Origin of the sequence: Mesorhizobium sp. M1403, from assembly GCF_040317695.1 — a bacterium.
Classification (GTDB): domain Bacteria; phylum Pseudomonadota; class Alphaproteobacteria; order Rhizobiales; family Rhizobiaceae; genus Mesorhizobium.
Genome location: NZ_JAMYKY010000001.1, coordinates 841,822 through 866,827 on the forward strand (window position 1 = coordinate 841,822; position 25,006 = coordinate 866,827).

The 25,006-nt window shown below is 61.9% G+C and carries 25 protein-coding genes and 1 tRNA gene; 18 read left to right on the plus strand and 8 right to left on the minus strand.

The features are described 5' to 3' along the window. The first annotated feature begins 4 nt into the window (after positions 1 to 4). The 8 genes from NKH01_RS04230 to NKH01_RS04265 all read left to right on the plus strand — a co-directional run bounded on the left by NKH01_RS04230 (position 5) and on the right by NKH01_RS04265 (position 8,031). Positions 5 to 706, plus strand: coding sequence for a DUF2182 domain-containing protein (locus NKH01_RS04230; protein WP_353019100.1), 702 nt, complete (start codon positions 5 to 7; stop codon positions 704 to 706). A 13-nt stretch (positions 707 to 719) separates the two neighbouring features. After that, positions 720 to 1,334 carry a DUF1326 domain-containing protein gene (locus NKH01_RS04235; RefSeq protein ID WP_353019101.1) on the plus strand — a complete coding sequence of 205 codons (615 nt, stop codon included), beginning with the start codon at positions 720 to 722 and terminating at the stop codon, positions 1,332 to 1,334. Further along, positions 1,331 to 2,146 carry a phosphatidylcholine synthase gene (pcsA, locus tag NKH01_RS04240; RefSeq protein WP_352716674.1) on the plus strand — a complete coding sequence of 272 codons (816 nt, stop codon included), beginning with the start codon at positions 1,331 to 1,333 and terminating at the stop codon, positions 2,144 to 2,146. The genes NKH01_RS04235 and pcsA overlap by 4 nt, the downstream gene beginning before the upstream one ends. A gap of 18 nt (positions 2,147 to 2,164) precedes the next feature. Next, positions 2,165 to 3,142 carry a quinone oxidoreductase family protein gene (locus tag NKH01_RS04245; RefSeq protein WP_353019104.1) on the plus strand — a complete coding sequence of 326 codons (978 nt, stop codon included), beginning with the start codon at positions 2,165 to 2,167 and terminating at the stop codon, positions 3,140 to 3,142. A gap of 179 nt (positions 3,143 to 3,321) precedes the next feature. Next, complete coding sequence (locus NKH01_RS04250) at positions 3,322 to 4,887, plus strand: ABC transporter ATP-binding protein (RefSeq protein WP_353019105.1); 1,566 nt, start codon at positions 3,322 to 3,324, stop codon at positions 4,885 to 4,887. After that, positions 4,884 to 5,996 (plus strand): ABC transporter permease, encoded by a 1,113-nt coding sequence (locus NKH01_RS04255; RefSeq protein ID WP_352847942.1) that lies wholly within the window; start codon positions 4,884 to 4,886, stop codon positions 5,994 to 5,996. Before NKH01_RS04250 ends, NKH01_RS04255 begins: the two co-directional genes overlap by 4 nt. After that, the gene (locus NKH01_RS04260) at positions 5,996 to 6,916 is read left to right on the plus strand and encodes an ABC transporter permease (protein ID WP_353019106.1); all 921 of its coding nucleotides are present in this window, start codon (positions 5,996 to 5,998) and stop codon (positions 6,914 to 6,916) included. Before NKH01_RS04255 ends, NKH01_RS04260 begins: the two co-directional genes overlap by 1 nt. Before the next feature lie 47 nt (positions 6,917 to 6,963). Then, the gene (locus NKH01_RS04265; RefSeq protein WP_353019108.1) at positions 6,964 to 8,031 is read left to right on the plus strand and encodes a BMP family ABC transporter substrate-binding protein; all 1,068 of its coding nucleotides are present in this window, start codon (positions 6,964 to 6,966) and stop codon (positions 8,029 to 8,031) included. Positions 8,032 to 8,097: 66 nt separating this feature from the next. Here NKH01_RS04265 and rimO read toward each other — a convergent pair whose 3' ends face one another. From rimO to NKH01_RS04285, 4 genes are all read right to left on the minus strand, one after another. Then, positions 8,098 to 9,411, minus strand: a complete 1,314-nt coding sequence (gene rimO, locus NKH01_RS04270; protein ID WP_353006123.1) for a 30S ribosomal protein S12 methylthiotransferase RimO — start codon at positions 9,409 to 9,411, stop codon at positions 8,098 to 8,100. A gap of 146 nt (positions 9,412 to 9,557) precedes the next feature. Beyond that, on the minus strand, positions 9,558 to 10,217 hold the full coding sequence (locus NKH01_RS04275) for a TerC family protein (protein ID WP_023717595.1): 660 nt from the start codon (positions 10,215 to 10,217) through the stop codon (positions 9,558 to 9,560). A 193-nt stretch (positions 10,218 to 10,410) separates the two neighbouring features. Next, a complete protein-coding gene (locus NKH01_RS04280; RefSeq protein WP_352641843.1) occupies positions 10,411 to 10,818 on the minus strand; it encodes a DUF930 domain-containing protein in 408 nt (135 codons plus the stop codon). A gap of 90 nt (positions 10,819 to 10,908) precedes the next feature. Further along, positions 10,909 to 10,998 (minus strand) — tRNA-Ser (locus tag NKH01_RS04285). Positions 10,999 to 11,445: 447 nt separating this feature from the next. Here NKH01_RS04285 and NKH01_RS04290 point away from each other — a divergent pair. The 9 genes from NKH01_RS04290 (at position 11,446) to NKH01_RS04330 (ending at position 20,855) form a co-directional block, all read left to right on the plus strand. Continuing rightward, positions 11,446 to 12,192, plus strand: a complete 747-nt coding sequence (locus NKH01_RS04290) for a hypothetical protein (RefSeq protein ID WP_245278523.1) — start codon at positions 11,446 to 11,448, stop codon at positions 12,190 to 12,192. A 275-nt stretch (positions 12,193 to 12,467) separates the two neighbouring features. Further along, a complete protein-coding gene (locus NKH01_RS04295; RefSeq protein WP_353019111.1) occupies positions 12,468 to 13,685 on the plus strand; it encodes a septal ring lytic transglycosylase RlpA family protein in 1,218 nt (405 codons plus the stop codon). A 132-nt stretch (positions 13,686 to 13,817) separates the two neighbouring features. Next, positions 13,818 to 14,948 carry a D-alanyl-D-alanine carboxypeptidase family protein gene (locus NKH01_RS04300; RefSeq protein ID WP_036244342.1) on the plus strand — a complete coding sequence of 377 codons (1,131 nt, stop codon included), beginning with the start codon at positions 13,818 to 13,820 and terminating at the stop codon, positions 14,946 to 14,948. Positions 14,949 to 15,012: 64 nt separating this feature from the next. Continuing rightward, positions 15,013 to 15,687, plus strand: coding sequence for a dTMP kinase (tmk, locus tag NKH01_RS04305; RefSeq protein ID WP_352482558.1), 675 nt, complete (start codon positions 15,013 to 15,015; stop codon positions 15,685 to 15,687). Further along, a complete protein-coding gene (locus NKH01_RS04310; RefSeq protein ID WP_353019112.1) occupies positions 15,684 to 16,739 on the plus strand; it encodes a DNA polymerase III subunit delta' in 1,056 nt (351 codons plus the stop codon). The genes tmk and NKH01_RS04310 overlap by 4 nt, the downstream gene beginning before the upstream one ends. A 120-nt stretch (positions 16,740 to 16,859) precedes the next feature. Then, positions 16,860 to 18,446 carry a methionine--tRNA ligase gene (metG, locus tag NKH01_RS04315; protein ID WP_353019195.1) on the plus strand — a complete coding sequence of 529 codons (1,587 nt, stop codon included), beginning with the start codon at positions 16,860 to 16,862 and terminating at the stop codon, positions 18,444 to 18,446. Then, positions 18,446 to 19,240 carry a TatD family hydrolase gene (locus NKH01_RS04320; RefSeq protein WP_352494666.1) on the plus strand — a complete coding sequence of 265 codons (795 nt, stop codon included), beginning with the start codon at positions 18,446 to 18,448 and terminating at the stop codon, positions 19,238 to 19,240. The genes metG and NKH01_RS04320 overlap by 1 nt, the downstream gene beginning before the upstream one ends. Positions 19,241 to 19,243: 3 nt before the next feature. Then, positions 19,244 to 20,062, plus strand: a complete 819-nt coding sequence (locus NKH01_RS04325) for an MBL fold metallo-hydrolase (RefSeq protein ID WP_352482553.1) — start codon at positions 19,244 to 19,246, stop codon at positions 20,060 to 20,062. A 277-nt stretch (positions 20,063 to 20,339) separates the two neighbouring features. Next, the gene (locus tag NKH01_RS04330; RefSeq protein WP_353019116.1) at positions 20,340 to 20,855 is read left to right on the plus strand and encodes a hypothetical protein; all 516 of its coding nucleotides are present in this window, start codon (positions 20,340 to 20,342) and stop codon (positions 20,853 to 20,855) included. A 90-nt stretch (positions 20,856 to 20,945) separates the two neighbouring features. Here the strand turns inward: NKH01_RS04330 and NKH01_RS04335 are convergent, their stop codons facing one another. From NKH01_RS04335 to NKH01_RS04350, 4 genes are read right to left on the minus strand one after another with little or no spacing between them, the layout of a single operon-like run. Further along, positions 20,946 to 21,500, minus strand: a complete 555-nt coding sequence (locus NKH01_RS04335) for a DUF2076 domain-containing protein (protein WP_353019117.1) — start codon at positions 21,498 to 21,500, stop codon at positions 20,946 to 20,948. Between the two features lie 31 nt (positions 21,501 to 21,531). Further along, a complete protein-coding gene (locus NKH01_RS04340) occupies positions 21,532 to 22,239 on the minus strand; it encodes a Bax inhibitor-1/YccA family protein (RefSeq protein WP_023717585.1) in 708 nt (235 codons plus the stop codon). Between the two features lie 27 nt (positions 22,240 to 22,266). After that, entirely contained in the window at positions 22,267 to 23,040 is a 774-nt protein-coding gene (locus NKH01_RS04345; protein ID WP_023717584.1) for an anti-sigma factor family protein, read from the minus strand. Further along, positions 23,037 to 23,570, minus strand: coding sequence for a sigma-70 family RNA polymerase sigma factor (locus NKH01_RS04350; protein WP_023717583.1), 534 nt, complete (start codon positions 23,568 to 23,570; stop codon positions 23,037 to 23,039). The genes NKH01_RS04345 and NKH01_RS04350 overlap by 4 nt, the downstream gene beginning before the upstream one ends. Before the next feature lie 215 nt (positions 23,571 to 23,785). Between NKH01_RS04350 and NKH01_RS04355 the strand changes: the two genes are divergently transcribed. Next, on the plus strand, positions 23,786 to 24,970 hold the full coding sequence (locus NKH01_RS04355) for an amino acid aminotransferase (RefSeq protein WP_352587530.1): 1,185 nt from the start codon (positions 23,786 to 23,788) through the stop codon (positions 24,968 to 24,970). Positions 24,971 to 25,006 lie beyond the last annotated feature (36 nt).

Consider the following 25,006-nt stretch of genomic DNA (forward strand, 5'->3'; position numbering starts at 1 on the left):
CACTATGCTGAGATATCTGCCGCAACTGCCGCTGCCGGATTTCCTTGCGCGTTTCTTCGCCCTCTGCCTTGCGCCGGCGCCGCTTCACGCAAGCCTAGGCGCGCAAGGCGGGGCACTCACCGCGATGTGGCTGTTGATGGCCATCGCGACCATGCTGCCCTCCGCGGCGCCGATGATCCGGACCTATTGCGAGATCGCAGATACCGCCAGGATCAAGAGGGAGCCGGTCGCCCATCCGTTGGTCCTCGTCGCTGGATATTTAAGCGTCTGGCTTGCCGTCTCGGCAATGTTCGCAGCCCTGACGCTAGCAGTCGATGCATTCGCGTCACCCGGGCAGATGCTCGATCCGGCGGTTGGAATTGCCGGAGCAGCCGCGCTGTCGATCGCTGGTCTCTATCAGTTCAGCTGGCTGAAGGAAGCCTGTCTGGAGAAGTGCAGAAATCCGTTCTCGGTCCTGTTCGCCAACTGGAGCGCCAGGCCCATTCGCATTTTCCGGCTCGGCATGGAGCAGGGCCTGTGGTGCCTTGGATGCTGCTGGGCGCTGATGCTGGTAATGTTTGCCGTCGGCGTGATGAACGTGTTCTGGATGGCGCTCATCGGCCTGTTTAGCCTGGTCGAAAAACAGACGGCAGGCAATCTGCCGACGCGGCTGGCCGGCGCGATACTGCTTGTCTGGGCAGCCACGCTGCTAGTAGTCTCGACATGAGGGGGAGAATTCGATGACAGACCAAAACTGGGCAATGAAGGGAGAGCTCGTCCTCTCCTGCAATTGCACGGTTTTTTGCCCTTGCGTGCTGTCGCTCGGCAATCATCCGCCGACAGAAGGCTATTGCCAGACCTGGGCCGGATTCCGCATCGATGCCGGCCATTTCGGCGAGGTCGACCTGTCTGGTCTCAATCTTGGGCTGGTCATGGAAATCCCCTGCTATATGAGCCGCGGCAATTGGACTGCCGGCCTGTTCATCGACAAGCGCGCCTCGGTCTACGCTGTGAAGGCACTGACGAAGATATTCACCGGCAAGGCTGGCGGAACCACATCGCTGCTCTCGATCCTGGTCGGACAGTTCCTCGGCGCCGAGCAGGTGCCGATCACCTACGAGACGCGTGAGAAAACGCGCATCTTTCAGATACCGAAGATCATCGATGGCGCGGTGACGCCGATCACCGGCAAGGATCGCGACAAGGATACGGTCATCACCAATTCGGAATACTGGATCGCGCCGGAGATCATCGTCGCCAAATCCGACAGGAGCAAAATGCGGGCCTTTGGCCGCAACTGGAACTTTGCCGGCCGCTCGGCCGAAATCTGCAAGCTGGACTGGCGGGGACCGTGAGCAAGAAGACGACGGCCAGGAAAATCGCCGACCGGATTCCGCGGCCGAAGAAGAAAGTCACATGGCCGCAGGCGCGGGCGTTCTCGGTCCATCTCTTGACCGCGTCGGGCTCATTCCTGGCGTTTCTGTCGCTGGTCGCAGCAAGCGAGCAGCGCTGGACGGCGATGTTCTGGTGGCTAGGGCTGGCGCTGTTCGTCGACGGCATCGACGGGCCGATCGCCAGGAAGCTCGACGTCAAGGAAATCCTGCCGACATGGTCGGGCGAACTCCTCGACAACATCATCGACTACGTGACCTACGTGCTGATTCCAGCCTTCGCGCTCTATCAGCGCGGCTTCATGGGCGAGCGCCTGTCGTTCCTGTCGGCGGCGATCATCGTGGTGTCGAGCGCAATCTACTATGCCGATACCGGCATGAAGACGAAGGAGAATTTCTTCAAGGGCTTTCCAGTCGTCTGGAACATGGTGGTGTTCACGCTGTTCGTCATCGAACCCGGACAATGGGTTTCCTTCGCCGTGGTCGTGGTGGCCGGCATTCTCACCTTCGTGCCGATCCATTTCATCCATCCGGTGCGGGTGAAGCGGCTGCGGCCAGTCAATCTCGGCATGACGCTGCTTTGGTGTGCTTTCGGCGCGCTGGCGCTGGCGCAGGCCGCGCTTGCCTCCTTCTATGACAAGATCGGCGTGCTGGGCGAGCAGGTCAGCGATTTCATCAAGATCGGAATTACGGTCACCGGGCTTTACCTAGCTTGCATCGGCGCTATCATGCAGTTCTTTCCAAATCTCGGCGCCAAGCCGGACAAGAAAGCCTGATCCCAAGAGAGCTGGAAAATGTCCAAAGCGATCCGCATCCACGCCAATGGCGGTCCGGAGGTCCTGACCTATGAGGATACCGATCCCGGGCAGCCGGGCTCGGGGCAGATTCTGGTCAGGCACACCGCGATCGGTCTCAATTTCATCGACGTCTATTATCGCTCGGGCCTTTATCCGCCGCAGGGCGGATTTCCGCTGATCCCCGGCGGTGAGGCGGCCGGCGTGGTTTTGGAGGTCGGCACAGATGTCGACTGGCTGACGCCCGGGGATCGCGTCGCCTATGCGGTGACCACCGGCGCCTATGCCGGGCAGCGCGTGATCGCCGCCGACCGCGTGGTGAAGGTGCCCGACGGCATCAGCGACGAACAGGCCGCGGCTATGATGCTGAAGGGCATGACCGCCGAGTACCTGTTGCGCCGTACGTTCAAAGTGAAGGCGGGCGATACGATCCTGTTTCATGCGGCGGCCGGCGGTGTTGGCCTGATCCTCGGCCAATGGGCCAAGCATCTCGGCGCGACGGTGATCGGCACCGCAAGTTCGACCGACAAGATCGAGCTCGCCAAGGCGCACGGCTTCGACCACGTGATCAACTATCGCGAGCAGGATTTCGTCGCCGGTGTTGCCGCCATCACCGGTGGCAAGAAATGCGACGTGGTCTACGATTCGGTCGGCAACGATACGTTCCCGGCCTCGCTCGATTGCCTGCGGCCGCTCGGCACGTTCGTCAGCTTCGGTCAATCATCTGGGCCGATCCCGCCCTTCAGCATCTCATTGCTGGCGCAGAAGGGCTCGTTGTTCGCAACGCGGCCGACGCTGTTCGTCTATAATGCCAAGCGCGAGGACCTCGAGGCTTCCGCCGCCGCCTTGTTCGATGTCGTGCTCAGCGGTGCCGTCAAGATCAAGATCAATCAGCGTTACGCGCTCAACGATGCCGGCAAGGCGCATTCCGATCTCGAAGGGCGCAGGACGACCGGGACAACGATACTTATCCCTTGAGCGCCCGCAGTTTCGGCCCGCCGACGCCGCGGTTCTTGCGAACTGCGCTTTACCGCTTGAGTTTCCGCTGAAATTCTTGAAGCTCTTTCAAGTCGTGAGGCGCTTACCGTCGAGAGCAGGGCGCGCATACGATGCTTGCGGGAACACAGAACATATCTGGCAAACCAGATGGAGGCACTGTGAGTGCAGATCAAGACGGCGCAAACCTGCTGGAGGTTCGCGGCCTCACCAAGATATTCGGCACGCTGACGGCGTGCGACCATGTCGATCTCAACATCGCCAAGGGCGAGATCCACGCGTTGCTTGGCGAGAACGGCGCCGGCAAGTCGACGCTGGTGAAAATGCTGTTTGGATCGCTGGAACCGAATTCAGGCGAGATTTTCTGGAATGGCCAGGCAGTCCGGATCACCAGCCCCGGCACCGCAAAAAAGCTCGGCATCGGCATGGTTTTCCAGCATTTTTCGCTGTTCGAGGCGCTGACGGCGGCGGAGAACATCGCGCTGTCGCTGGATGACGGCTCGCCGATCAGCACGATCGCGGCCAAGGCGAGGGCGCTCTCCTACAGTTATGGCCTGCCTCTCGATCCGCTATCGCTGGTCGGTGATCTGTCGGTCGGCGAGCGTCAGCGTATCGAAATCATCCGCTGCCTGTTGCAGACGCCGCAACTCATCATCCTCGACGAGCCGACTTCGGTGCTGACGCCGCAGGAAGCCGATAAGCTGTTCGAGACGCTCGAGCGGTTGCGTTCGGAAGGAAAGTCCATCCTCTACATTTCGCACCGGCTGGAAGAGGTCAAACGCATCTGCGACCGCGCCACCGTGCTGCGTCACGGCAAGGTGGTCGGCCATTGCAATCCGCGCCAGGAAACCGCGTCTTCGTTGGCGCGAATGATGGTGGGCAACGAGGTTCAGGCTGTGGTGCGGGCGCCGGCCGAAGGTATCGAGACCGCGCCGGTGCTGCTTCAAGTCCGCGAACTCACCCGCAAGCCGGCGACTCCGTTCTCCATCCCGCTCAGGAACATCAATCTTGAAGTCCGCGCCGGCGAGGTGATCGGCATTGCCGGTGTCGCCGGCAACGGCCAGGGCGAATTCTTCGAGTCCGTTTCCGGCGAGGTGCTGCAGCAGGATGCCGGCTCGGTCCGCATCCGCGGCAAAGATGCCGGCGGCCTCACGATCACCGGCAGGCGCCTGATGGGCGCTGCCTTCGTCCCGGAAGAGCGGCTCGGCCACGGCGCAGCACCGCGCATGAAGCTTTCGGAGAACCTGCTTCTGTCGCGCCACGCCACCGATGGCAAGATGTTTGTCGGCGCCGGTGGAATGGTCAAGAGCGATGCAATCTATTCCGCTGCCCAGCGCATCATAAAGGCGATGGACGTGCGCAAGAGCGCGCCGGATCCGGAGGCTGCGGCTCTTTCGGGCGGCAATCTGCAGAAATTCATCGTCGGCCGCGAACTCGACCGCCGGCCACGCGTCCTGGTGGTCAATCAGCCGACCTGGGGGGTCGACGCGGGTGCGGCGGCCCACATCCGGCAGGCGCTGATCGAGCTAGCGCGCAGCGGCTCGGCGGTGCTGGTGATCAGCCAGGACCTCGACGAGCTGTTCGAGATTTCCGATGCGATCACGGTCATGCACAATGGCGAACTGTCGAGGCCGCTGCCGATAACTGAAGCGACATTCGAGAAGATCGGGCTGCTGATGGGCGGCTCAGAACCCGGGCATGCCGAACATACGTTGGAGACGGCTTGATGCGCCTCGAACTTGTAAAACGCCCGCAGCGCTCGATGCTGTTTTCGGCACTCTCGCCGTTCATCGCTTTCGTTTTGACGATCATTGCTGGTGCTATCATGTTCGCGCTGCTCGGCGTCAACCCGTTGACGGCGTTCCGCATCTACTTCATTGAACCGATCAGCCAAGTCTGGCAGTTGCATGAGCTGGCGATCAAGGCCGCCCCCCTGATCCTGATCGCGGTCGGGCTGTCGGTCTGCTACAAGGCAAACATCTGGAACATCGGCGCCGAAGGCCAGTTCATCCTGGGCGGCATTGTCGGCTCGATCATTCCCGTGCTGTTTCCGCAGTTCGAAGGTCCATTGGTGCTGCCGCTGATGCTTCTGCTCGGCATGGTCGGCGGGGCCGCCTATGCCGCAATTCCGGCACTGCTGAAGACGCGCTTCAACACCAACGAGATCCTGACCAGCCTGATGCTGGTCTATGTCGCCCAGCTCTTCCTCGATTGGCTGGTGCGCGGGCCGTGGCGCGATCCGCAAGGCCACGGTTTCCCGCAGACCATCCAGTTCAACGACTCGGCCATACTGCCGGAACTCCTCCCGGAATCCGGCAGGGCGAACTGGGGATTTGTCTTCGCGCTGATCGCGGCAGTACTGATCTGGATCCTGATGAGCCGGATGCTGAAAGGCTTTGAGGTCCGCGTGCTCGGCTCGAGCCCGAGGGCAGGGCGCTTCGCCGGTTTCGGCCTGAGCCGCATGGTTTTCTTTGCCTTTCTGCTGTCGGGCGCGCTGGCCGGACTTGCCGGCATTTCGGAGGTCTCTGGCGCCATCGGCCAGCTGCAGCCGGTGATCTCGCCCGGCTACGGATTTACCGCCATCATCGTGGCATTCCTCGGCCGGCTCAATCCGCTCGGCATCGTTGCCGCCGGCCTTGTGCTGGCGCTGACCTATCTCGGCGGCGAGGCGGTGCAAAGCGCGCTCGGCATCTCCGACAAGGTGGCGCGCGTGTTCCAGGGCATGCTTTTGTTCTTCGTGCTCGGCTGCGACACGCTCATTCATTATCGCATCCGCCTAATCGGCTTTGCCGCGCCGAAACTCGAGGCAGCACCGAAGCTGGAGGAAGCCCGCTGATGGACATCACCGTCAACATCCTCTTGACCATCGCGACGGCGGCGACGCCGCTGCTGATAGCGGCGATCGGCGAACTGGTGGTCGAACGTTCCGGCGTGCTCAATCTCGGCGTCGAAGGAATGATGATCATGGGTGCGGTCGGCGGCTTCGGCGCCGGCTATCTGACCGGCTCGCCGTGGATAGGGCTGTTGGCGGCAATTGCCATGGGGGCAGTGTTCTCGCTTCTGTTCGCCCTCATGACCCTGTCGCTGGCCACCAATCAGGTGGCCACCGGCCTGTCGCTGACGCTGCTTGGCCTCGGCCTTTCCGGCATGATGGGGACGAATTTTGTCGGCCAGCCCGGTGAGAGATTGCCCAACCTCGATATTCCCGGCCTGACCGCAATCCCCATCGTCGGCAGGCTGCTGTTCGGTCAGGATCCGATCTTCTACATCTCGATCGCGCTGACCGCCGCCGTCATGTGGTTCCTGTTCAAGACCCGCACCGGGCTCACTCTGCGTTCGATCGGCGACAGCCATGCATCCGCCCATGCGCTTGGCATCCACGTCATCCGTTACCGCTATCTCTCAGTGATTTTCGGCGGCGCTTGTGCCGGCCTCGCCGGCGGTCATCTATCGCTGGTCTACACACCGCAATGGGTGGAGAACATGACCGCCGGCCGCGGCTGGATCGCGCTGGCTCTGGTCGTCTTCGCCTCCTGGCGGCCATGGCGGGTGTTGGCCGGCGCCTATATCTTCGGCGCGGTCTGGATCGGCCAGCTTCATGCACAGGCATTTAGCATTCCGGTCCCCTCGCAACTGCTTTCTTCGCTGCCCTATCTGGCAACCGTCGTGGTTCTCGTTCTAATCTCCCGCAACAAGCGTCTGACGATGATGAACACGCCGGCTTCCCTGGGGCAGCCATTCGTTCCGGATCGTTGACAACAAAAAGACGGAAGCTCCAAGGCTTAACTCAGAGAGGTAACACAATGAAAAAACTGCTTATTGCCCTGATGGCGACGACGGCCGCATTGTCGCTGGCGGCCTCAGCCGAGGCGGCGGACAAGCTGAAGGCCTGCTGGGTCTATACCGGCCCGATCGGCGATTTCGGCTACTCCTACCAGCACGACCAAGGCCGCCTCGAGGTGGAAAAGGCACTCGGCGACAAGGTCGAGACCGCCTATCTCGAGAACGTCTCCGAAGGCCCCGATGCCGACCGCGCCTTCGAACGCCTGGCACGCGAGGGCTGCAAGATCATTTTCGGCACATCCTTCGGCTTCATGGACCCGGAAGTGAAGATCGCCAAGAAATTCCCCAAGGTGATGTTCGAGCACGCCACCGGCTACAAGACGGCCGAAAATCTCGGCATCTACAATGCGCGTTTCTATGAGGGCCGCTACGTGCTTGGCCAGATCGCCGCCAAACAATCGAAGTCGGGCGTCGCCGGCTACATCGTTTCCTTCCCGATCCCGGAAGTGGTGATGGGCATAAATTCCTTCATGCTCGGCGCGCAGTCGATCAACCCGAACTTCAAGGCGAAGACCGTCTGGGTGAACTCCTGGTTCGATCCGGGCAAGGAAGCCGACGCAGCCAAGGCATTGTTCGACCAAGGCGCCGACATCATCGTCCAGCACACCGACTCGACCGCTGCTTTGCAGGTGGCGGAGGAGCGCAAGCTGCACGGCTTCGGCCAGTCCTCCGACATGATCAAGTTCGCGCCGCACGCGCAGCTGACCTCGCTGACCGACGAGTGGGGCCCGTACTACATCAGCCGGGTCCAGGCGGCGCTCGACGGCACCTGGAAGCCCGACAATGTCTGGCTCGGCATCAAGGACGGCGCCGTCAAGCTGGCGCCGTTCACCAATATGCCCGACGACGTCAAGGTGATGGCCGAGGCCACCACCAAGAAGATAGCCGACGGCTGGAATCCCTTCACCGGGCCGATCGTCAAGCAGGACGGCACACCATGGCTGAAGGACGGCGAGGTCGCTGACGACGGCACGCTGCTTGGGATGAATTTCTACGTGAAGGGCGTCGACGACAAGCTGCCACAGTAAGCAACCGGAAACACATCGAACGAAAGGGCGCCACGCGGCGCCCTTTTTGTTTTGGATTGAACGATATCAGACCGCCGAGCCGTGGAGGTCGTAAGCGTCGGCACGATCGATCTTGACCGTGACGATGTCGCCGGCGCGCAACGGCCGCCGCGACTGGATATGGACCGAACCGTCGATTTCGGGCGCATCGTATTTGGTCCGGCCCTTGGCCGAATTGCCATGTGCTTCGTCGATCAGGACCGGCAGGCGCTTGCCGATTTTCTTGGTGAGTTGCGTTGCCGAGATCTTCTGCTGGCGCTGCATGAAGCGGTGCCAGCGGGCTTCCTTGACCTCCTGCGGCACTTGCTCGAGGCCGAGCTCGTTGGCACGGGCGCCTCTGACCGGCTCGTATTTGAAGCAGCCGGCACGATCGATCCTGGCCTCGTCCAGCCAGTCGAGCAGCATCTCGAAATCGTCGTCCGTCTCGCCGGGGAAACCGACGATGAAGGTGGAGCGGATGGCGAGATCCGGACAAACCTCGCGCCAGCCGCGAATGCGCTCGAGCGTCTTTTCGCCATGGGCGGGCCGGCGCATGTTCTTCAGCACCTGCGGCGAGGCGTGCTGGAACGGGATGTCGAGATAGGGAAGGATAGTGCCTTCGGCCATCAGCGGGATGACGTCGGCGACATGCGGATAGGGATAGACATAGTGCATGCGCACCCAGACACCGAGCTTACCCAGCTCTTCCGACAGATCGAGGAATTTCGCCCGCACTTCGCGATCGCCGAACATGCTGGTCTGGTATTTGATGTCGATGCCGTAGGCGCTGGTGTCCTGCGAGATGACGAGGATCTCCTTGACCCCGGCCTTGGCCAGCTTCTCGGCTTCGCGCAACACGTCGGCGGCCGGCCGCGATACGAGATCGCCGCGCAGCGCCGGGATGATGCAGAAGGTGCAGCGGTTGTTGCAGCCTTCCGAAATCTTGAGATAGGCATAGTGGCGCGGCGTGAGCTTGACGCCCTGCGGCGGCAAAAGGTCGATATAGGGATCGTGGCTCGGGGGAGCGGCCTCATGCACTGCCGCCATCACGCTTTCATAAGCTTGCGGGCCGGTGATGGCGAGGACGTTGGGATGTCTTTCACGGATGACGTCCGGTTCGGCGCCGAGGCAGCCGGTGACGATGACCTTGCCATTCTCCGAAAGTGCCGAGCCGATGGCGTTGAGCGATTCGTCGCGGGCCGAATCGAGGAAGCCACAGGTGTTGACGACGACCAGGTCGGCGCCGTCGTGCTTGCGGGCGATCTCGTAGCCTTCGGCGCGCAGGCGCGTGATGATGCGTTCCGAATCCACAAGGGCTTTCGGGCATCCAAGACTGACGAAGCTGACACGAGGGGCGGACATCAAAGCTTTTCCGGATTTTCAGGATTGGCGGCGCAGTACCACAGTTGTTGCCGCATTGGTATGGGCAGCGGCTGCAGCGAAACGCAAGCGCCCCCGAAGGCTGGCCGAAGTCGAAGTGCCGGCCGATGCGAATTCGAGTCGATGCGTCAGCTCACCGCACTGCTGACATGCGGCAAGACTTCCACCGCGCCTCGATAGATCATATCGAGTGCGACATAGAAGATGATCAAAAGGCCGATATAGGCGATCCAGCGATGGCGGTGCAGCAGCTTGGCGATGAAGCTCGCGGCAAGGCCCATCAGCGCGATCGACAGGACCAGGCCGATCACCAGCACCTGGAAGTGATCGCGCGCTGCGCCGGCGACTGCCAGCACGTTGTCGAGCGACATAGAGACGTCGGCGATGACGATCTGCAATGCAGCCTGACCCAGGGTCTTCTTACGCGCCTTCCCGGCCACCATATTATCGCTGTTGATATCGGAATTGGACAACGCCTCGGTCGCCTCCACTTCGTCGGCATGGGAGGTGCGCAGTTCGCGATACATCTTCCAGCACACCCACAGCAGCAGGATGCCGCCGGCCAGCAGCAGGCCGACAATCTGGAGCAGAGTGACAGTGATAGCTGCAAAACCGATGCGCAGCACCGTCGCCGCCACCACGCCGATAAGGATCGCTCTCTTGCGCTGCTCGACCGGCAGGCCGGCAGCGGCAAGGCCGATGACAATGGCGTTATCGCCTGCAAGCACGAGATCGATGGCGATGACCTGGAGCAGGGCAGAGAAGCCCGCGGCGGTGAAAATTTCCATCGACTGGGAGTTCCCTTGCTGGTTGGCCGGCCGTTCGCGTCGAATGCCTGGAGGCCCTAACGTGTATGGTTCCCGCGCGTCAAGGGACTGGTTGGAACAAGGTCGGCAAACCGCCCGTCACGGCGGCAACATACAGAGTTTGCGACGATCGGCCCGAAACACCGGCGAAAATGCGGCCAGAGGTCGCGAATGCCTAGTTGTAGAGATTGTATTTGGGCCAGTCGCTTTCGGGAATTTCGTCGCCGATCCGGTAGCGGAGCTGCAGGACCTCCATATGGTCCGGCGCTGTCTCGCATTTGAATTTCAGCCGGTACCATTGTCCCTTGCTGCGAAACGCAGCGCCCGGGCTCCTGATCGCATCGGCGCCCATTTCGGGCGTCGCAAAGGCGTAAGCGACGACGCGATCGGCTCTGTATTTGTGGTCGTCGCGGGTAATCCGGTCGAGAATTTCGGCGTCGCATCGCTGCTCCAGCCGGGTTTGCGGGTCGAGTTTAAGCAGGCCGGCGCGCAATGCGCTGTCCATCGCGTTGGCCGGCCAAGCCACTATCGTCCATGCGAAAACCGCAGAAAATAGTTTATTCATAGGCGGGAGAAGCATCATATTCGGACGGAGAAATCAACCCGATCGGGGGTCACTTCCCGGTCATCTCGACGCAAGCCCAGGAGATTGCTTTCGGGACAAGGCTTCAAATGGCGGAGGGAGTGGGATTCGAACCCACGGTGGGCTTGCACCCACGCCGGTTTTCAAGACCGGTGCCTTAAACCGCTCGGCCATCCCTCCAAGGTGATTTTTCAATCACTTAGGATATCGCGAGAGGGCGGGTTCGAGCAGTCGGTACCGGATTGGCACCAGGACGTTCCCCGACCGGTTCGCGCTTCATTCCTGTAAAGCCGCATTCAACACCAAGTCAACCATGGCGACCGCACCTTTGGGCGCGATTCAGGACGGTGAGCAGCCCGGCATGGCGACCTGTGTTTTGTGCTGAGTGTGGAAAATCGTTTTTAAAACCCGCACAGACTATTAATCGTTGTGCGCCGATATGTTGGGCGCATTAAACACATGTAAGTAAATCGTATTCCGGAGTTGATTTTGGCCGTACTTGGCGCTCTCCCGCCCGGTCTTCGCTGTAGACCAATTCGAGAAACCGACTGGGAGGGAGTGGTCGACTGTCTGTGCAGGGGCTTTCCGGCGCGTAACCGGAGTTACTGGATACAGGCTCTGACCCGTTTGTCGCAGCGGCCCGCAGTTGCCGAGTTCCCACAATATGGCTTTGTTTTGGAGCATGCCGGTCGGATCGTCGGCGTTGTGCTCACCCTTTATGCTCGCTACCAGGGGTCGGAGGGCGACGAAATCCGCTGCAATCTTTCAAGCTGGTCAGTCGACGCAGAATTCCGTCCCTACGGCGCCATGTTGGTTGCGGCGGTTCTCAAGCGAAGGGATGTGACCTACACGAACATTTCGCCGGCACAAGCGACATTGAAAGCCAACCGGGCGCTCGGCTTTCGGCTCTTCTCCAGCGGACAATTTACCTTCGTGCCGGCTTTAAGTTCGGCGCAGCGGTCATGTCGCGTGCTCGAAGCGCGTCCCGATCTTCCGGAATTGGCGATGCTGTCCGAGAGTGAGAGATACATACTCTCTGAACACTCCACGCTGGGCTGCCTGTCGTTGATCTGCATTTGCGACGGAGCAGCGTTTCCCTTGGTGTTGATGCCGCGCCGAATGTTGCACGGTCTTATCCGATGCCATCAGATCATCTATTGCCGCTCGCTCGCGGATTTAAGCCGGTGCGCCGGTGCCGTGGGGCGCTTTCTCTTGCGAAGGGGAATCCTGGTTTGCTTTGTCGACGCCAAGGAGCCGATTCCAGGTTTGTTGGGGTGGTACCGCGCCAACAAGGGGCTGAAATACTTCAAGGGCCCCAGACCACCCGCACTTGGAGATCTGACGTTCACCGAGCTTGTGATATTCGGTCCCTGAATCTGCGCTCGGAGACATGCCAACGCCGGGCAGCAAAGCGTGCGGGCACGAATGGCGCTGGTGATCGATACGCGATGATTTTCATGCCGATCGGCGAGACGGTCGTGCCACAATCTCGCCCGGTTCCGACCACAATCGGTTAATACGGTGATAAACAATTCCTGCGCACAAAAGGATTGGGGTTGGGAGTCGCCGGCGTTTCTGGAGTGGGTGCTTTGGCACCGCCAACGTTAAAGCTGCGGTGCCTTCGTCGAGACTGTAGGGGACAATCGAAAATGCAGACTACGGCGCGCCCGCGTCTTCGTCGCGCTTCCGCTTTCGCGCTGTTTGCCTTGTCGGCAGCCTTTCTTGCGGCATGTGCCGGGCCGCAGCAAAAGGCGATGGTCAACAAGAAACCACGCTCCAAGGAATATTTTTCCGAAGCCGAATACGGTGTGAAAGCCAGCCCGCGCGTGATGTTCAAGACGTCTCGCGGACGCGATCAGCTCGGCAGACCCTATCAGGTGCGCGGCAAGTGGTACTATCCAAAGGAAGACAAGCGTTACGCCAAGGTTGGCCTCGCATCCTGGTATGGTGAGGCCTTCCACGGCCGGTTGACCGCCAACGGCGAAGTCTACGACATGGCAGATCTGACGGCGGCGCATCCGACCATGCCGCTGCCGAGCTATGCGCGTGTCACCAACATGAAGACCGGCAGCTCGGTGATCGTGCGCGTCAACGATCGCGGACCCTATCATGATGGACGCATCATCGATGTGTCTAAGCGCGCTGCTGAAATGCTCGATTATGCCAATATCGGTACGGCCGAGGTGAAGGTCGAATATGTCGGCCGTGCGCCGCTCGAAGGCAATGACGGTCAATATCTGATGGCCTCGTACCATCCCGGCAACAGGGCACCGGATCCATCGGACGGTCTGCCCAGCGGTGTCATGGTCGCCATGAATGGGCCGTCGCCGAGCCTGCCGGTAAGCGCCGCGGTGGTGCCGTTCCCCGGTCAGCTGACGAATTCCGGGCAGGCATCGGAAGCTGTCGTTGCGACGCAGGCACCGGCCTCCGGCGATGTGACGCTGCCCGAATTTGGACCGATCGTGCCGGAGCGTCCGGAAATCAACCTGCCGGCGCAATCGCCATTCACTGTGGCGTCGCTGTCCTATGCCAATGAGCGCGTGCAGCGCGCCTCCAACGCCTTCGCCGCGCTGGATGACGTCGGCATGTCGCCCGCCGAGATTCTTCAATCCTGGAAACGGCAAGCTCCTCCAGCCGGGTCGCCCACGGACTATGTCGCGGCGGGTTCGTTCGAGGATGCCGCCGAAGCCGAGCGGGTGGCGGCCAAACTTTCCAGCTTCGGCAAGACCGAGATCCAGCGCTCCGAACTCGACGGCAAAGGCTGGTACTCGGTCAACCTCTATGCCGACGGCCATGGCAGCCTGGACGAGATGCTGCAGGCCGCGTGGTCGCATGGTGCGCCGGATGCGCTTGCCGTACGCAACTGATGGCGGGTCGCCTGGCTTTCTCGTGCGCGATTGATCCGCCGTGGAAAAGCCTGCTAGCTTCGGCCAACTTGCAAAAGAGCGCCGGCTGACTGGTCGAACCCGATGAAATTTTTCCGTCCTTCCACCGGGCTCATGACGCTCGGCCTGCTGCTGCTCTCGCTTGTGCCGGTCTCAGCACAGCTTTTCGAGACCAAGGCCGCGCAGGCCTTCATGATCGACGCCGAAACCGGCACCGTGCTGTTTTCCAAGGATGCGGACAGGTTGATCCCGCCGGCCTCGCTGGCCAAGCTGATGACGATGGAAGTGGTCTTCGACGCCATCAAATCAGGGCGCATGACGCTCGACGACACTTTCGTGGTCAGCGAGAACGCCTGGCGCAAGGGCGGCGCTCCTTCGGGGACATCGACCATGTTCGCGAAACTCAAGTCGACGATCCGGCTGGAGGACCTGATCCAGGGCGTGACCGTGCAGGCGGCCAATGACGGCTGTATCGTCATCGCTGAAGGAATGGCCGGGTCCGAAGCGAATTTCGCGGCGCAGATGACCGAGCGCGCCCGCCAGATCGGCTTGCAGAAATCGACCTTCGTCAATTCCACCGGTCTGCCGGCCGACGGGCAGCAAACGAGCGTTCGCGAGCTTGCGCTTCTGGCCCTGCATATCTGGCGCAACTACCCGGATCTCTACCGCTATTATGGCCAGAAGGATTTTAGCTGGAACAAGATTTCCCAGAGGAACCGCAACCCGTTGCTGGCCATGGATATAGGCGCCGACGGCCTTGCAGTCGGCGCCAGCGAGCAATCCGGATTCGGCATAGTCGGCTCGGTCAGCCACAATGGAACAAGGATGATTGCGGCAATGAGCGGACTGGCAAACGACCGCGAGCGCGCCGAGGAAGCGCGAAAGCTGCTCGACTGGGGCGTTCGCTCGTTCGAGAAGACGGAGATATTCGCCAAGGACGAAGTGGTTGGCGAAGCCCAGGTCTTTGGCGGCTCCAAATCCGGCGTCGCGTTAAAGGCTAATGGACCCGTGGAGATCTTCCTACCGATCGCCAACCGCGACAAGCTCACCGCCAGGATTGTCTATGACGGACCGGTGGCAGCGCCGGTGGAGGAGGGGCAGCCGGTGGGTACGCTGCGCGTCTGGATCGGCGATACGCTGAGCCAGGAGACGCCGCTTTTTGCCGCCGAGTCGATCGGTGTCGGTTCGTTGCCGCAACGCGCGCTCGATGCCGCCAAGGAACTGGCCGTCGGCTGGCTGCGTTAGCACCGTCGCGGTGGACCTTTTTTCCCGCCGGGACTATACGGTCCCCGAAGTATGGACAAAGGCTTTGGCGCGCGGATTTTTCATCACTTTTGAAGGCGGCGAAGGAGCAGGCAAGTCGACGCAGATCGGGCGGCTGGCAAAGAAGATGCGCGCCAAGAAATACGATGTACTGGTGACGCGTGAGCCGGGTGGCTCGCCGGGCGCGGAGGCGGTCAGGCATGTCCTGCTTTCAGGCGCAGCCGAGCCGTTCGGCCCCAAGATGGAAGCGCTGCTTTTCGCCGCCGCGCGTTCCGACCATGTCGAACAGGTCATCCGGCCGGCAGTCGAGCGCGGCTCGGTCGTGCTTTGCGACCGCTTCATGGATTCCTCTCGCGTCTACCAGGGCGTCACCGGAGGCCTCGACCCGGCATTCATGGACGCGTTGGAGAAGGTCGCCATCAACGGCATGGTGCCGGACATGACGCTGATCTTCGACATCGACCCCGCCGAGGGACTGAGGCGCGCTACCGCCCGACGGGGCAGTAGTGACGGCCCGGACCGCTTCGAGAAGGAAACATTGGCCATCCACCAGCGCCGCCGCGAGGCGTTTCTGACGATCGCCGCGGCTGAACCCGAACGCTGCGTCGTCGTCGATGCATCAGCCGACCCGGACACGGTGGAGGATGTCGTTACCGCCACCGTCTTCGCGGCTCTCGAGAAGATGATGCCGGCGCAAAGCAGACAGGCGGCGCCGGCATGATTTTCGAACGCATCGCACCCGAACAGCACGATACGCTGGACGGGGTGCCGGAGCCATCCGAGACGCCGCGTCTCGTCGGACATCTTCAGGCCGCCGATATGCTTGCCGCCGCCTATCGCTCGGGAAAGCTGCCGCACGCGCTGATCTTTGCCGGGCCGGTCGGCATCGGCAAGGCGACGCTGGCCTTTCACCTGGCGCATCACCTGTTGAAGCACCCGGCCTTCGGGCAGGCGCCGGAAAGCCTTGCCGTTCCCGATCCGGCATCGTCGCTGTTTCGTCAGATCGCCACCGGCGCGCATCCTTCGGTGCTGCATCTTACGCGCCCCGCAAACGACAAGACCAAGAGCTTCAAGACCGTGGTCACCGTCGACGAGATCCGCAAGGTCAGCCGCTTTCTGTCGCTGACCTCGCATGACGGCAGCTACCGGGTGGTTATCGTCGATCCCGCCGACGACATGAACACCAATGCTGCCAATGCCTTGCTGAAGAATCTTGAAGAACCACCGGCGCGCACCTTGTTCATCCTCATCGTCCATGCGCCGGGCAGCCTGCTGCCGACGATCCGCTCGCGCTGCCAGATGGTGCGGTTGGCGCCGCTCGATGCCGAGAGCTTGATGACGGTTCTGGAGGGCATCGAGCCACCGCCACCGGAGGATCCTGCGGCGCGCGCGGCGCTGGCGGAACGGGCAGGGGGCAGCGCCCGCAATGCGATCCTGCTGACGCAATATGGCGGGCTGGAAATCGCCGCCACCCTCGACGCCCTGGTGATGGCCAAAAAGACAGATGTCGCCGGCGCCTACCGTCTTGCCGAGGCGGTCGCCGGCCGCGACCAGGCGATCCCGTTCGACATCTTCAATCGCCGCGCACTTGATCTTCTGTCGGCCGGCGCCAGCCAGGCCGCGCTGGCCGGCGATTTGGCGCGGGCCAAAACGCTGTCGGATACTTGGCACGAGGCTTTGAACGCTATATCTGAAACCGAGACCTACAATCTCGACAAGAAGCAGCACGCCCTGACCATGATCGACCGCCTGAATTCTGCAATGCGAATGTGACGGCCGCTGGCGTGGCTTTGAAGCCCCTGAGTTTTGATCCCAATCAATCGCAGGAACTTCGAAGCCACCACATTGGCGTCGGATGGCAATTGCCGTTTCGATGCGATATCTCACCGCGACATCTTTCATTCAGACATTCATGACGGCTCATCCATGGCACGCGAAAAATACTACGTCACGACGCCGATTTTCTATCCGAACGGCAAGCCGCATATCGGCCATGCCTACAATGTCATCGCCAGCGACACGCTGGCCCGCTTCCAGCGGCTCGACGGCAAGGACGTCTTCTTCGTCTCGGGAACCGACGAGCACGGTTTGAAGATGCAGCAGACGGCGGACGCCGAAGGCTTAGCGCCGAAAGCGCTTGCCGATCGCAACTCGGCGATCTTCCGCTCGATGCTCGAAGCGACCGGTTGCTCGAACGACGTTTTCATCCGCACCACCGAGGAGCGTCATTACAAGGCCTGCCAGGCGATCTGGACGCGCATGGCTGAGAATGGCGACATCTACCTCGACCGCTACAGCGGCTGGTATTCGGTGCGGCAGGAAGCCTATTTCGACGAGGCCGAAACCAAGGTCGGTGACGACGGCGTGCGCCGCGAACCACTCGGCTCGCCCGTCGAATGGACCGAGGAAGAGAGCTATTTCTTCCGCCTTTCCGCCTATCAGGACAGACTGCTCGCGCTCTACGAGAACAGCCCCGAATTCGTCGGACCGGCGGAGCGGCGCAACGAAATCATCAGCTTTGTCAAATCCGGCCTGAAGGATCTGTCGATCTCGCGCACCACATTCAAATGGGGCGTGCCGGTGCCCGGCGATGAGAAGCATGTGATGTATGTCTGGGTCGATGCACTAACCAACTACATCACCGCCGCCGGCTATCCGGATCCGGCCAATGAGAGATGGTCTTTCTGGCCGGCAAACGCCCACGTCATCGGCAAGGACATCCTCCGCTTCCACGCGGTCTACTGGCCGGCATTCCTGATGTCGGCTGGCATCGAATTGCCGAAGCGCGTGTTCGCGCATGGTTTTCTGTTCAACCGTGGCGAGAAAATGTCGAAGTCGGTCGGCAATGTCGTCGATCCGTTCGCGATGATCGAGCACTACGGCCTTGACCAGGTGCGCTATTTCTTCATGCGCGAAGTGCCGTTTGGCCAGGACGGCAGCTACAGTCACGATGCCATCGTCAACCGCACCAATGCCGATCTTGCCAACGATCTCGGCAATCTGGCGCAGCGCTCGCTGTCGATGATCGCCAAGAACTGCGGCGGCGTGGTGCCTAAGCGCGGCGAATTGAGCAATGCCGACAAGGCGATCCTCGATCAGGCCAATGCCGCCCTTGTCACGGCGCGCAGGACGATGGCCGACCAGGGCATCCATCTGGCGCTGGCGGCGATCTTTGGCGTGGTGGCGGAAGCCAACCGCTATTTCGCCGGCCAGGAGCCATGGGCGCTGAAGAAGACCGATCCGGCACGCATGGAAACGGTGCTGTGGACGACGGCTGAAGTGATCCGGCGTGTCGGGCTGCTGTGCCAGCCCTTCATTCCGGAGTCGGCGGCAAAGCTGCTCGACCTTTTGGCGGTGCCGGCGGACAGCCGCGATTTCGCGAATGTCGCCGAGGCTCACGCGCTGGTATCCGGCACGGCACTGCCGGCGCCGGAACCGGTATTTCCACGCTATGTCGAGCAAACGGATACAAGCGCCTGATGCTGGTCGACAGTCACTGCCATCTCGACTTTCCGGATTTCGCCGAGGAGCGGGCGGCCATCGTCGCCCGCGCCCTTGCGGCCGGTGTCGGCCGCATGGTGACGATCTCGACGCGGGTGAAGCGGTTTCAACAAGTGCTTGAGATTGCGGAGACTTTCGATGAGGTCTATTGCTCGGTCGGTACCCATCCGCACAATGCGGCCGAAGAGCTTGATGTGACTGTCGAGGATCTGGTGCGGCTGTCCGATCATCACAAGGTGGTGGCGATCGGCGAGGCCGGGCTCGATTATTTCTACGATCATGCGCCGCGCGATGCACAGGCGCAGGGCTTTCGCACCCACATCGCCGCGGCTCGTGAGACCGGTCTGCCGCTGGTCATCCATTCACGCGACGCCGACGACAACATGGCTGATATCCTCGAAGAAGAAACAGGGAAGGGCGCCTTCCCCTTCATCTTGCACTGTTTTTCATCGGGGCGCCGGCTGGCCGAGATCGGCGTGGCGCTCGGCGGCTACGTTTCGTTTTCCGGCATCCTGACTTTCAAGAACTCCGCCGAGCTGCGCGCCGTCGCCGCCGATGTGCCGCGCGACCGTCTGCTGGTCGAAACCGACGCGCCATACCTTGCGCCGATCCCGTTTCGCGGCAAGCGCAACGAGCCTGCCTATGTCGCGCATACAGCCAAGGTGCTGGCCGACACGATCGGCGTCAGCGAGGCCGAGATCGCTGCTATCACCACCGACAATTTCTTCCGGTTGTTCAGGAAAATGCCGCGCCCGAGCGCGCCGGGCGCCTGACGCATGAGCGATCGGTTGCGTCTTACCGTCCTCGGCTGCGGCTCATCGCCGGGCACGCCACGCATCACCGGCGACTGGGGCAATTGTGATCCGACCAACCCAAAGAACCGGCGCATGCGCACCGCAGCGCTCGTCGAGCGGATCGCGGCGAATGGCGCCAGGACCACGGTCGTCATCGACACCGGCCCGGATTTTCGCGAGCAGATGCTGCTGGCATCGGTCAGGCGCATCGATGCGGTCGTCTATACGCATCCGCATGCCGACCACATCCACGGCATCGACGATTTGCGCGGCTTCGTGCTCGAGCAGCGCCACCTGATCGACATCCATGCCGATCAGGTTACCATGCTGCGGCTGAGGGAAGCGTTCCGCTACTGTTTCGAAACACCGAAAGGCAGTTCGTATCCGCCGATCGTCAACGCCCATATCATCGACCACAACAGGCCGGTGGTGATCGAAGGCGAGGGCGGCGCCCTCACCCTCGAACCGCTGCCGCAAATCCACGGCGACATCATCTCGCTGGGTTTTCGTATCGGCAATCTCGCTTATTGCCCTGACATCAGCGACTTTCCGGGAGCGACAGCCGAGCGTATGCGCGGGCTGGACATGCTGGTCATCGACGCGCTGCAATACACCTTCCATCCGAGCCATCTGTCGCTTGGCCAGGCGCTCGGCTGGATCGAAAGACTGGCGCCGAAGAACGCGGTGCTGACGCATATGCATGTGCCGCTCGACTACGCCACGGTAATGGCCGAGACGCCGGCCAACGTCGAGCCTGCCTATGACGGCATGACGATCGAAATCCCTTACAAATCAGCGTAAAGGACCAAGGTTTTCATAGCTGGGTTACAGAGTTCGCTCCAAACCGCCCAGTGGCTCGCTTATGCTATCTTCGCCACGTCCTATCGGCCATGTCAGTTCCATAATCTATCTTATGCGACTGAAGCCTGTAGCGTCCACTGAAGCCTGTAGCGTCCGTTGGCAGCGAGACAGCATTTGTGGGGCAACGCGGTGCTAGGGTTGCGAATCATGAACACACTGCTTGCAAGTCTTGCCCTCACCCTCGCCTGCGCATTAACTGACGCGCGAGCGCAGGACTTTGATCGTGCGCCAGGGCGAGAATGACCTGGCTTTCGCGAAACGTGTGGTTGGGTTCGCGGACAACGCTGATCCGCACACCACAGCCGTGACCTGGAACGGCCTCCAGACACTGTTCGTCGATTACCAGACCACTGAGGAATATCCGGAACGCCCACTCGTCGCACTACAGCAGCAACCCGACGGGTACCGTACAATCCAGGTCACGCTTGGCGAACACGAAGGCGGCACGCCAGAGATTACAGCGCTCGGCCTCGTCAACGCCGATCACGATCCGGCAAAGGAACTGACTGTCATACTTGCCTGGCCTGTTTCGCACTACGACGTTTCGGGGACGCTCTACGAAGTTCGCATCTTCGACGCCCCCAAACCGGGCCAGAAGGCGCTGACGCAATTGAAAGTGAGCCAAAAGTTCGACGCCACCTGCGACTGCGGATGGCGCGACGGCACGACGAAGCGTTTCCGTTTCAAGACGATCAGGGCGGTCAAGGCTGAATTGAAGCGCTTGGGCTATTAGCCGCCGGCGAGGGCGCGCTTGCCGGATGCTGCCCCCGCCTACCCGGTGACCGGCAATCGTCACGAGCGCCGGCACAGGCTGGGTCGCTCGTCAGAATTCCATATCCCCGAAGTCACCGCCATTATCGGAGCTGGCATCGTCTGCCTGGTCGGCTTCGTCCGGCTGCGGTGCCGGCCGTTCGGCTGCCTGCGCTTCGCTGCCGCCAAACATGCCGGCGATCGCATTGCCGAGCAGCACGCCGCCTGCCACCCCCATCGCGGTCTGCGCGGCGCCGGCAAGGAACCCGCCGCCGGCCCGCTGTGACTGGTCTTGTGGCTCCTCCGCGGCAGCAGAGGCGGTGCGCCCTACCCGCGGAACCGAGCCTGAGCGCCTGCCGCCGCTGCGGCCGAAGAAGCCACTGAGCGGTCCACCGCCGGCAGGCTGCCGCGCCTGCTCCTCCAGCTCTTCGATGCGCGCCTGCGCTGGGTTCAGGGCCCGCTCCTGCACCACGATCGTCTGTGCCATGTAGTATGGCGCCCCAGGCTGCTGGGTGATCTGGTCCTGGATCAAGCGTTCCGCTTCGGCATCGCGCGGCGGCGCCTGGCGCTCGACATTTGCGAGCTTCTCGAAGAGCTGTCCGATCGCCTGCTGGTCGTTTCTGTCCATGATGTACTATTCCGGTCTCGGTCCGACGCGGCTATTCGCGCTCGCCGGTGAAGTTCAGCAACAGCTGGAAGATGTTGACGAAGTTCAGATAGAGCGAGAATGCACCAAAAACGGCGAGCTTTTGCTGTGTTTCGGCGCCGAAGTTTTCGGCGTACTGCTCCTTGATCGTCTGCGTGTCCCAGGCCGTGAGCCCGACGAAGACGGCGATTCCGATCACCGAGATCGCAAACTGCAGCGCTGTCGAACCCAGGAAGATATTGACGATGCTGGCGATCACCACGCCGATCAGGCCCATGATCAGGAAGGACGAGAACTGCGTCAGGTCGCGACTGGTCGTATAGCCATAAAGGCTGGTGGCGCCGAACATGGTGGCGGCGATGAAGAAGGTGCGGGCGATGCTGGTGCCGGTAAAGACCAGGAACACGGAAGCCAGCGACAGACCCATGACCGCGCAGAACGCCCAGAACATTGCCTGGGCCCCGGCCGCCGACATCGTCTGCATACGGAACGAGAACAGCAGCACAAAGGCCAGCGGCGCCAGCATCACCACCCATTTCAGCGGGGTGGAGAAGATCGGCACGTAAAGGGCGGGCGTGGAGGCCACCACGAGGGCGATCACGCCCGTAACGACGAGGCCAAGGCCCATGTAGTTATAGACGCGCAGCATGTGCCGGCGCAGGCCTTCGTCGTAGACGGCTCCGGCTCGGGCTCTGGTCCCAATGTATCCCAGATTGTTCATTTGGTTCTCCTTCTTAGAGGTAGTCGATCAGTAGAGTGTTTTGGCGAGCGCTTCGGCCGTGCGATCGAGGCCGCGGACATCGCTACGTGCGACGACTGCGTAGGCGACCTCGCCGATCTGGAAATAGGCCGAGGAAACCTCGCCCGACGGAACGACAGTCGGCTTGACGACGTCGAATGTTCCGGGCCGGATGGCGAACAGCGAGAGCAGCCCCATCTCTTTTGTCTCGACAGCCATCTCGACGCTCGGGCCGAACTGCGATGGGTAGATCTGCACGTCACGGACCGTCCAGTCCGTTGGCAGCGATGGCATGACGATCGCCGTGGCGGCACGGATTTCGTCGGCATTGTAGCCGGGCGCCTCGAGTTGTGACGACATCGCCTCGCGCACGAGCGTCGTCCGATGCGCCCGGACTGCGTCCTCCACATAGGCGGGCGGATGGGTCGAAGCGACGACTTCCGTCACCGATATCGGTCCGATGAGCCCGTTCGCAAGCCAGCCGGCGGCGACGAAAACAGCGACAGCCGCCGCGCGCTGCAAAGCACCAAGGACACGGCCGCGCGCTAACCCCCGCTCCAGCCGCCGTGCCGCATCAGCCGTCGCCGGCCGCGCCATGCCTTTCGATCCGGCAAGCGCCACGCGCAGCTCGTCACGCGTCCTCAGATCAGTCATCACCCGCGCGGCCGCTTCCGGGCGAGCCGAAAGGAACGCCTCGACCTCGATGCGACGAGCAACGTCCAGCTGATCGTCGACATAGGCGTCGAGATCGGTGTCGGTGACGGGATCGCGCAGTTGGTTCATGATCCACCTCCGACGATCTTCAGATGGCTTTTCGTGCGTGCCGGTGCCGCGTCCTCCATCTCGCGGAGTGCCGCACGCGCCCTACCGATGCGCGACATCAGCGTGCCAAGCGGCACGCCGCTAACCTCGGCCGCCTCGCTGTAGCTAAGCCCCTCGATGGCGACGAGATGCAGCGCGCAACGTTGCTCTTCCGGCAATGTGAAAAAAGCGTCGCGCACCTGTGCCAGCCGGACGGAATGTTCCTGCGGAGCCTGGACGCTGGCCTCGGTGAGATGGCCGGCCTGTTCGATGCGCACCGCTTCGGATTTGCGGGATCGCAAGCCGTCGATGAACGCATTGTGGACGATTGACAGCAGCCATACGCGAAGATTTCCGCCTGAGCGGAAGCTGCCGCGTCGCTCATAGGCACGCACCAGCGCATCATGCACCAGATCCTCTGCATCGGCGCTGTCGCGCGTCAGCGAGCGTGCGTAGCGGCGCAGCGAACCGAGCTGTCCCAGAATATCGAAGCGTGGCATCGGCCGTTTCATGTCCTGTTTACGGAGCAGGTCGGGGTTTTAATCCCGCTCTCCCCGAATTTTTTCGGCTCGCCGCGCTCTCGTCCTGGGAGATCTCGGGCCTGCCCTCGCCCGGTAGATAGTATCGGCCGCCCTCGAGGCAAACCGGCGCCGAGTTGGCGCATATGAAACCGCTGGCAAAGCACGGCCGGTTTGCGTATCACTCCGCCGCCAACGGAACCTTATCGATGTTCGAAAATCTCCAGCCCGCGCCCGCCGACAAGATCCTTGCCTTGATCGGGCTCTATCGCGCCGACCCGCGTCCCGACAAGGTCGATCTTGGGGTCGGCGTCTATAAGGATCGCGACGGCAAGACGCCGGTGATGCGCGCGGTGCGCGAAGCCGAAAAGCGGCTGCTGCGAGGCCAGGACACCAAGACCTATCTCGGCCTTGCCGGCGATACCGCCTTCAACGCGGCAATGGCTAGGTTGGTGTTCGGCCCAACCGCCGACATGACGCGCATTCGTGCGGCACAGGCGCCCGGCGGCTCCGGCGCGCTGCGGCTGGTGGCAGAGCTGCTGAAAAGGACCCGCGCCGACGCGACGGTCTGGCTATCGGATCCGACATGGCCGAACCACATGCCGGTGATGCGCGCCGCTGGCCTGCAGATACGCGAGTACCCCTATTTCGACGTTGCTTCTGGTGCGGTTCGCTTCGACGACATGCTGGATGCGTTGAGAACCGCGAATCCCGGCGACGTCGTGCTGTTGCATGGCTGTTGCCATAACCCGACGGGCGCCAATCTAGACATCTCGCAATGGGCTGCCGTTGCCGATCTCGTCGTTGAGCGTGGTCTGCTGCCCTTTGTCGACATCGCCTATCAAGGCTTTGGCGAGGGGCTTGATGCGGATGCCGCCGGCTTGCGCCTGCTGGCGGCGAAAGTTCCGGAAATGGTCGTTGCCTCGAGCTGCTCGAAGAACTTTGCCGTCTATCGCGACCGCGTTGGTGCAGCGCTGATCATGGCGAAAGACGGTGCGCAGGCGGATATGGCGATGGGCCAGATGCTGTCGGCGGCGCGCGCCATGTATTCGATGCCGCCGGACCATGGCGCGGCTGCGGTGCGCATGGTGCTCGAGGACGCTACGTTGCGGGCCGACTGGGAAGCAGAGCTTGAAGAGATGCGCCTGCGCATGCTGCGGCTGCGCGTCCAGTTCGCCGAAGCGCTGCGGCGGCAGTCCAACTCCGACCGTTTCGATTTCGTCGCCAGCCATCGCGGCATGTTTTCCCGGCTTGGCCTGTCGGAAGCGCAAGTCGAGCGGCTGCGCGCCGAGCATGGCATCTACATGGTCGGCGACAGCCGCATCAACGTTGCCGGCCTGCCCGAGGACGGCATGGACGCGCTCGCCAAGGCGATTGTCTCCGTGCTCGACTGATACTTTTTGCTTGACCATGATCTTTTCCGAAAACCG

Excerpts from the sequence above, each read along its gene's own strand:
- NKH01_RS04230 (WP_353019100.1), top strand. The coding sequence starts at position 5 with ATGCTGAGATATCTGCCGCAACTGCCGCTGCCGGATTTCCTTGCGCGT.
- NKH01_RS04235 (WP_353019101.1), top strand. The coding sequence starts at position 720 with ATGACAGACCAAAACTGGGCAATGAAGGGAGAGCTCGTCCTCTCCTGC.
- NKH01_RS04245 (WP_353019104.1), top strand. The coding sequence starts at position 2,165 with ATGTCCAAAGCGATCCGCATCCACGCCAATGGCGGTCCGGAGGTCCTG.
- NKH01_RS04260 (WP_353019106.1), top strand. The coding sequence starts at position 5,996 with ATGGACATCACCGTCAACATCCTCTTGACCATCGCGACGGCGGCGACG.
- NKH01_RS04265 (WP_353019108.1), top strand. The coding sequence starts at position 6,964 with ATGAAAAAACTGCTTATTGCCCTGATGGCGACGACGGCCGCATTGTCG.
- rimO (WP_353006123.1), bottom strand. The coding sequence starts at position 9,411 with ATGTCCGCCCCTCGTGTCAGCTTCGTCAGTCTTGGATGCCCGAAAGCC.
- NKH01_RS04275 (WP_023717595.1), bottom strand. The coding sequence starts at position 10,217 with ATGGAAATTTTCACCGCCGCGGGCTTCTCTGCCCTGCTCCAGGTCATC.
- NKH01_RS04280 (WP_352641843.1), bottom strand. The coding sequence starts at position 10,818 with ATGATGCTTCTCCCGCCTATGAATAAACTATTTTCTGCGGTTTTCGCA.
- NKH01_RS04295 (WP_353019111.1), top strand. The coding sequence starts at position 12,468 with ATGCAGACTACGGCGCGCCCGCGTCTTCGTCGCGCTTCCGCTTTCGCG.
- NKH01_RS04300 (WP_036244342.1), top strand. The coding sequence starts at position 13,818 with ATGACGCTCGGCCTGCTGCTGCTCTCGCTTGTGCCGGTCTCAGCACAG.
- NKH01_RS04310 (WP_353019112.1), top strand. The coding sequence starts at position 15,684 with ATGATTTTCGAACGCATCGCACCCGAACAGCACGATACGCTGGACGGG.
- NKH01_RS04320 (WP_352494666.1), top strand. The coding sequence starts at position 18,446 with ATGCTGGTCGACAGTCACTGCCATCTCGACTTTCCGGATTTCGCCGAG.
- NKH01_RS04325 (WP_352482553.1), top strand. The coding sequence starts at position 19,244 with ATGAGCGATCGGTTGCGTCTTACCGTCCTCGGCTGCGGCTCATCGCCG.
- NKH01_RS04335 (WP_353019117.1), bottom strand. The coding sequence starts at position 21,500 with ATGGACAGAAACGACCAGCAGGCGATCGGACAGCTCTTCGAGAAGCTC.
- NKH01_RS04340 (WP_023717585.1), bottom strand. The coding sequence starts at position 22,239 with ATGAACAATCTGGGATACATTGGGACCAGAGCCCGAGCCGGAGCCGTC.
- NKH01_RS04345 (WP_023717584.1), bottom strand. The coding sequence starts at position 23,040 with ATGAACCAACTGCGCGATCCCGTCACCGACACCGATCTCGACGCCTAT.
- NKH01_RS04350 (WP_023717583.1), bottom strand. The coding sequence starts at position 23,570 with ATGAAACGGCCGATGCCACGCTTCGATATTCTGGGACAGCTCGGTTCG.
- NKH01_RS04355 (WP_352587530.1), top strand. The coding sequence starts at position 23,786 with ATGTTCGAAAATCTCCAGCCCGCGCCCGCCGACAAGATCCTTGCCTTG.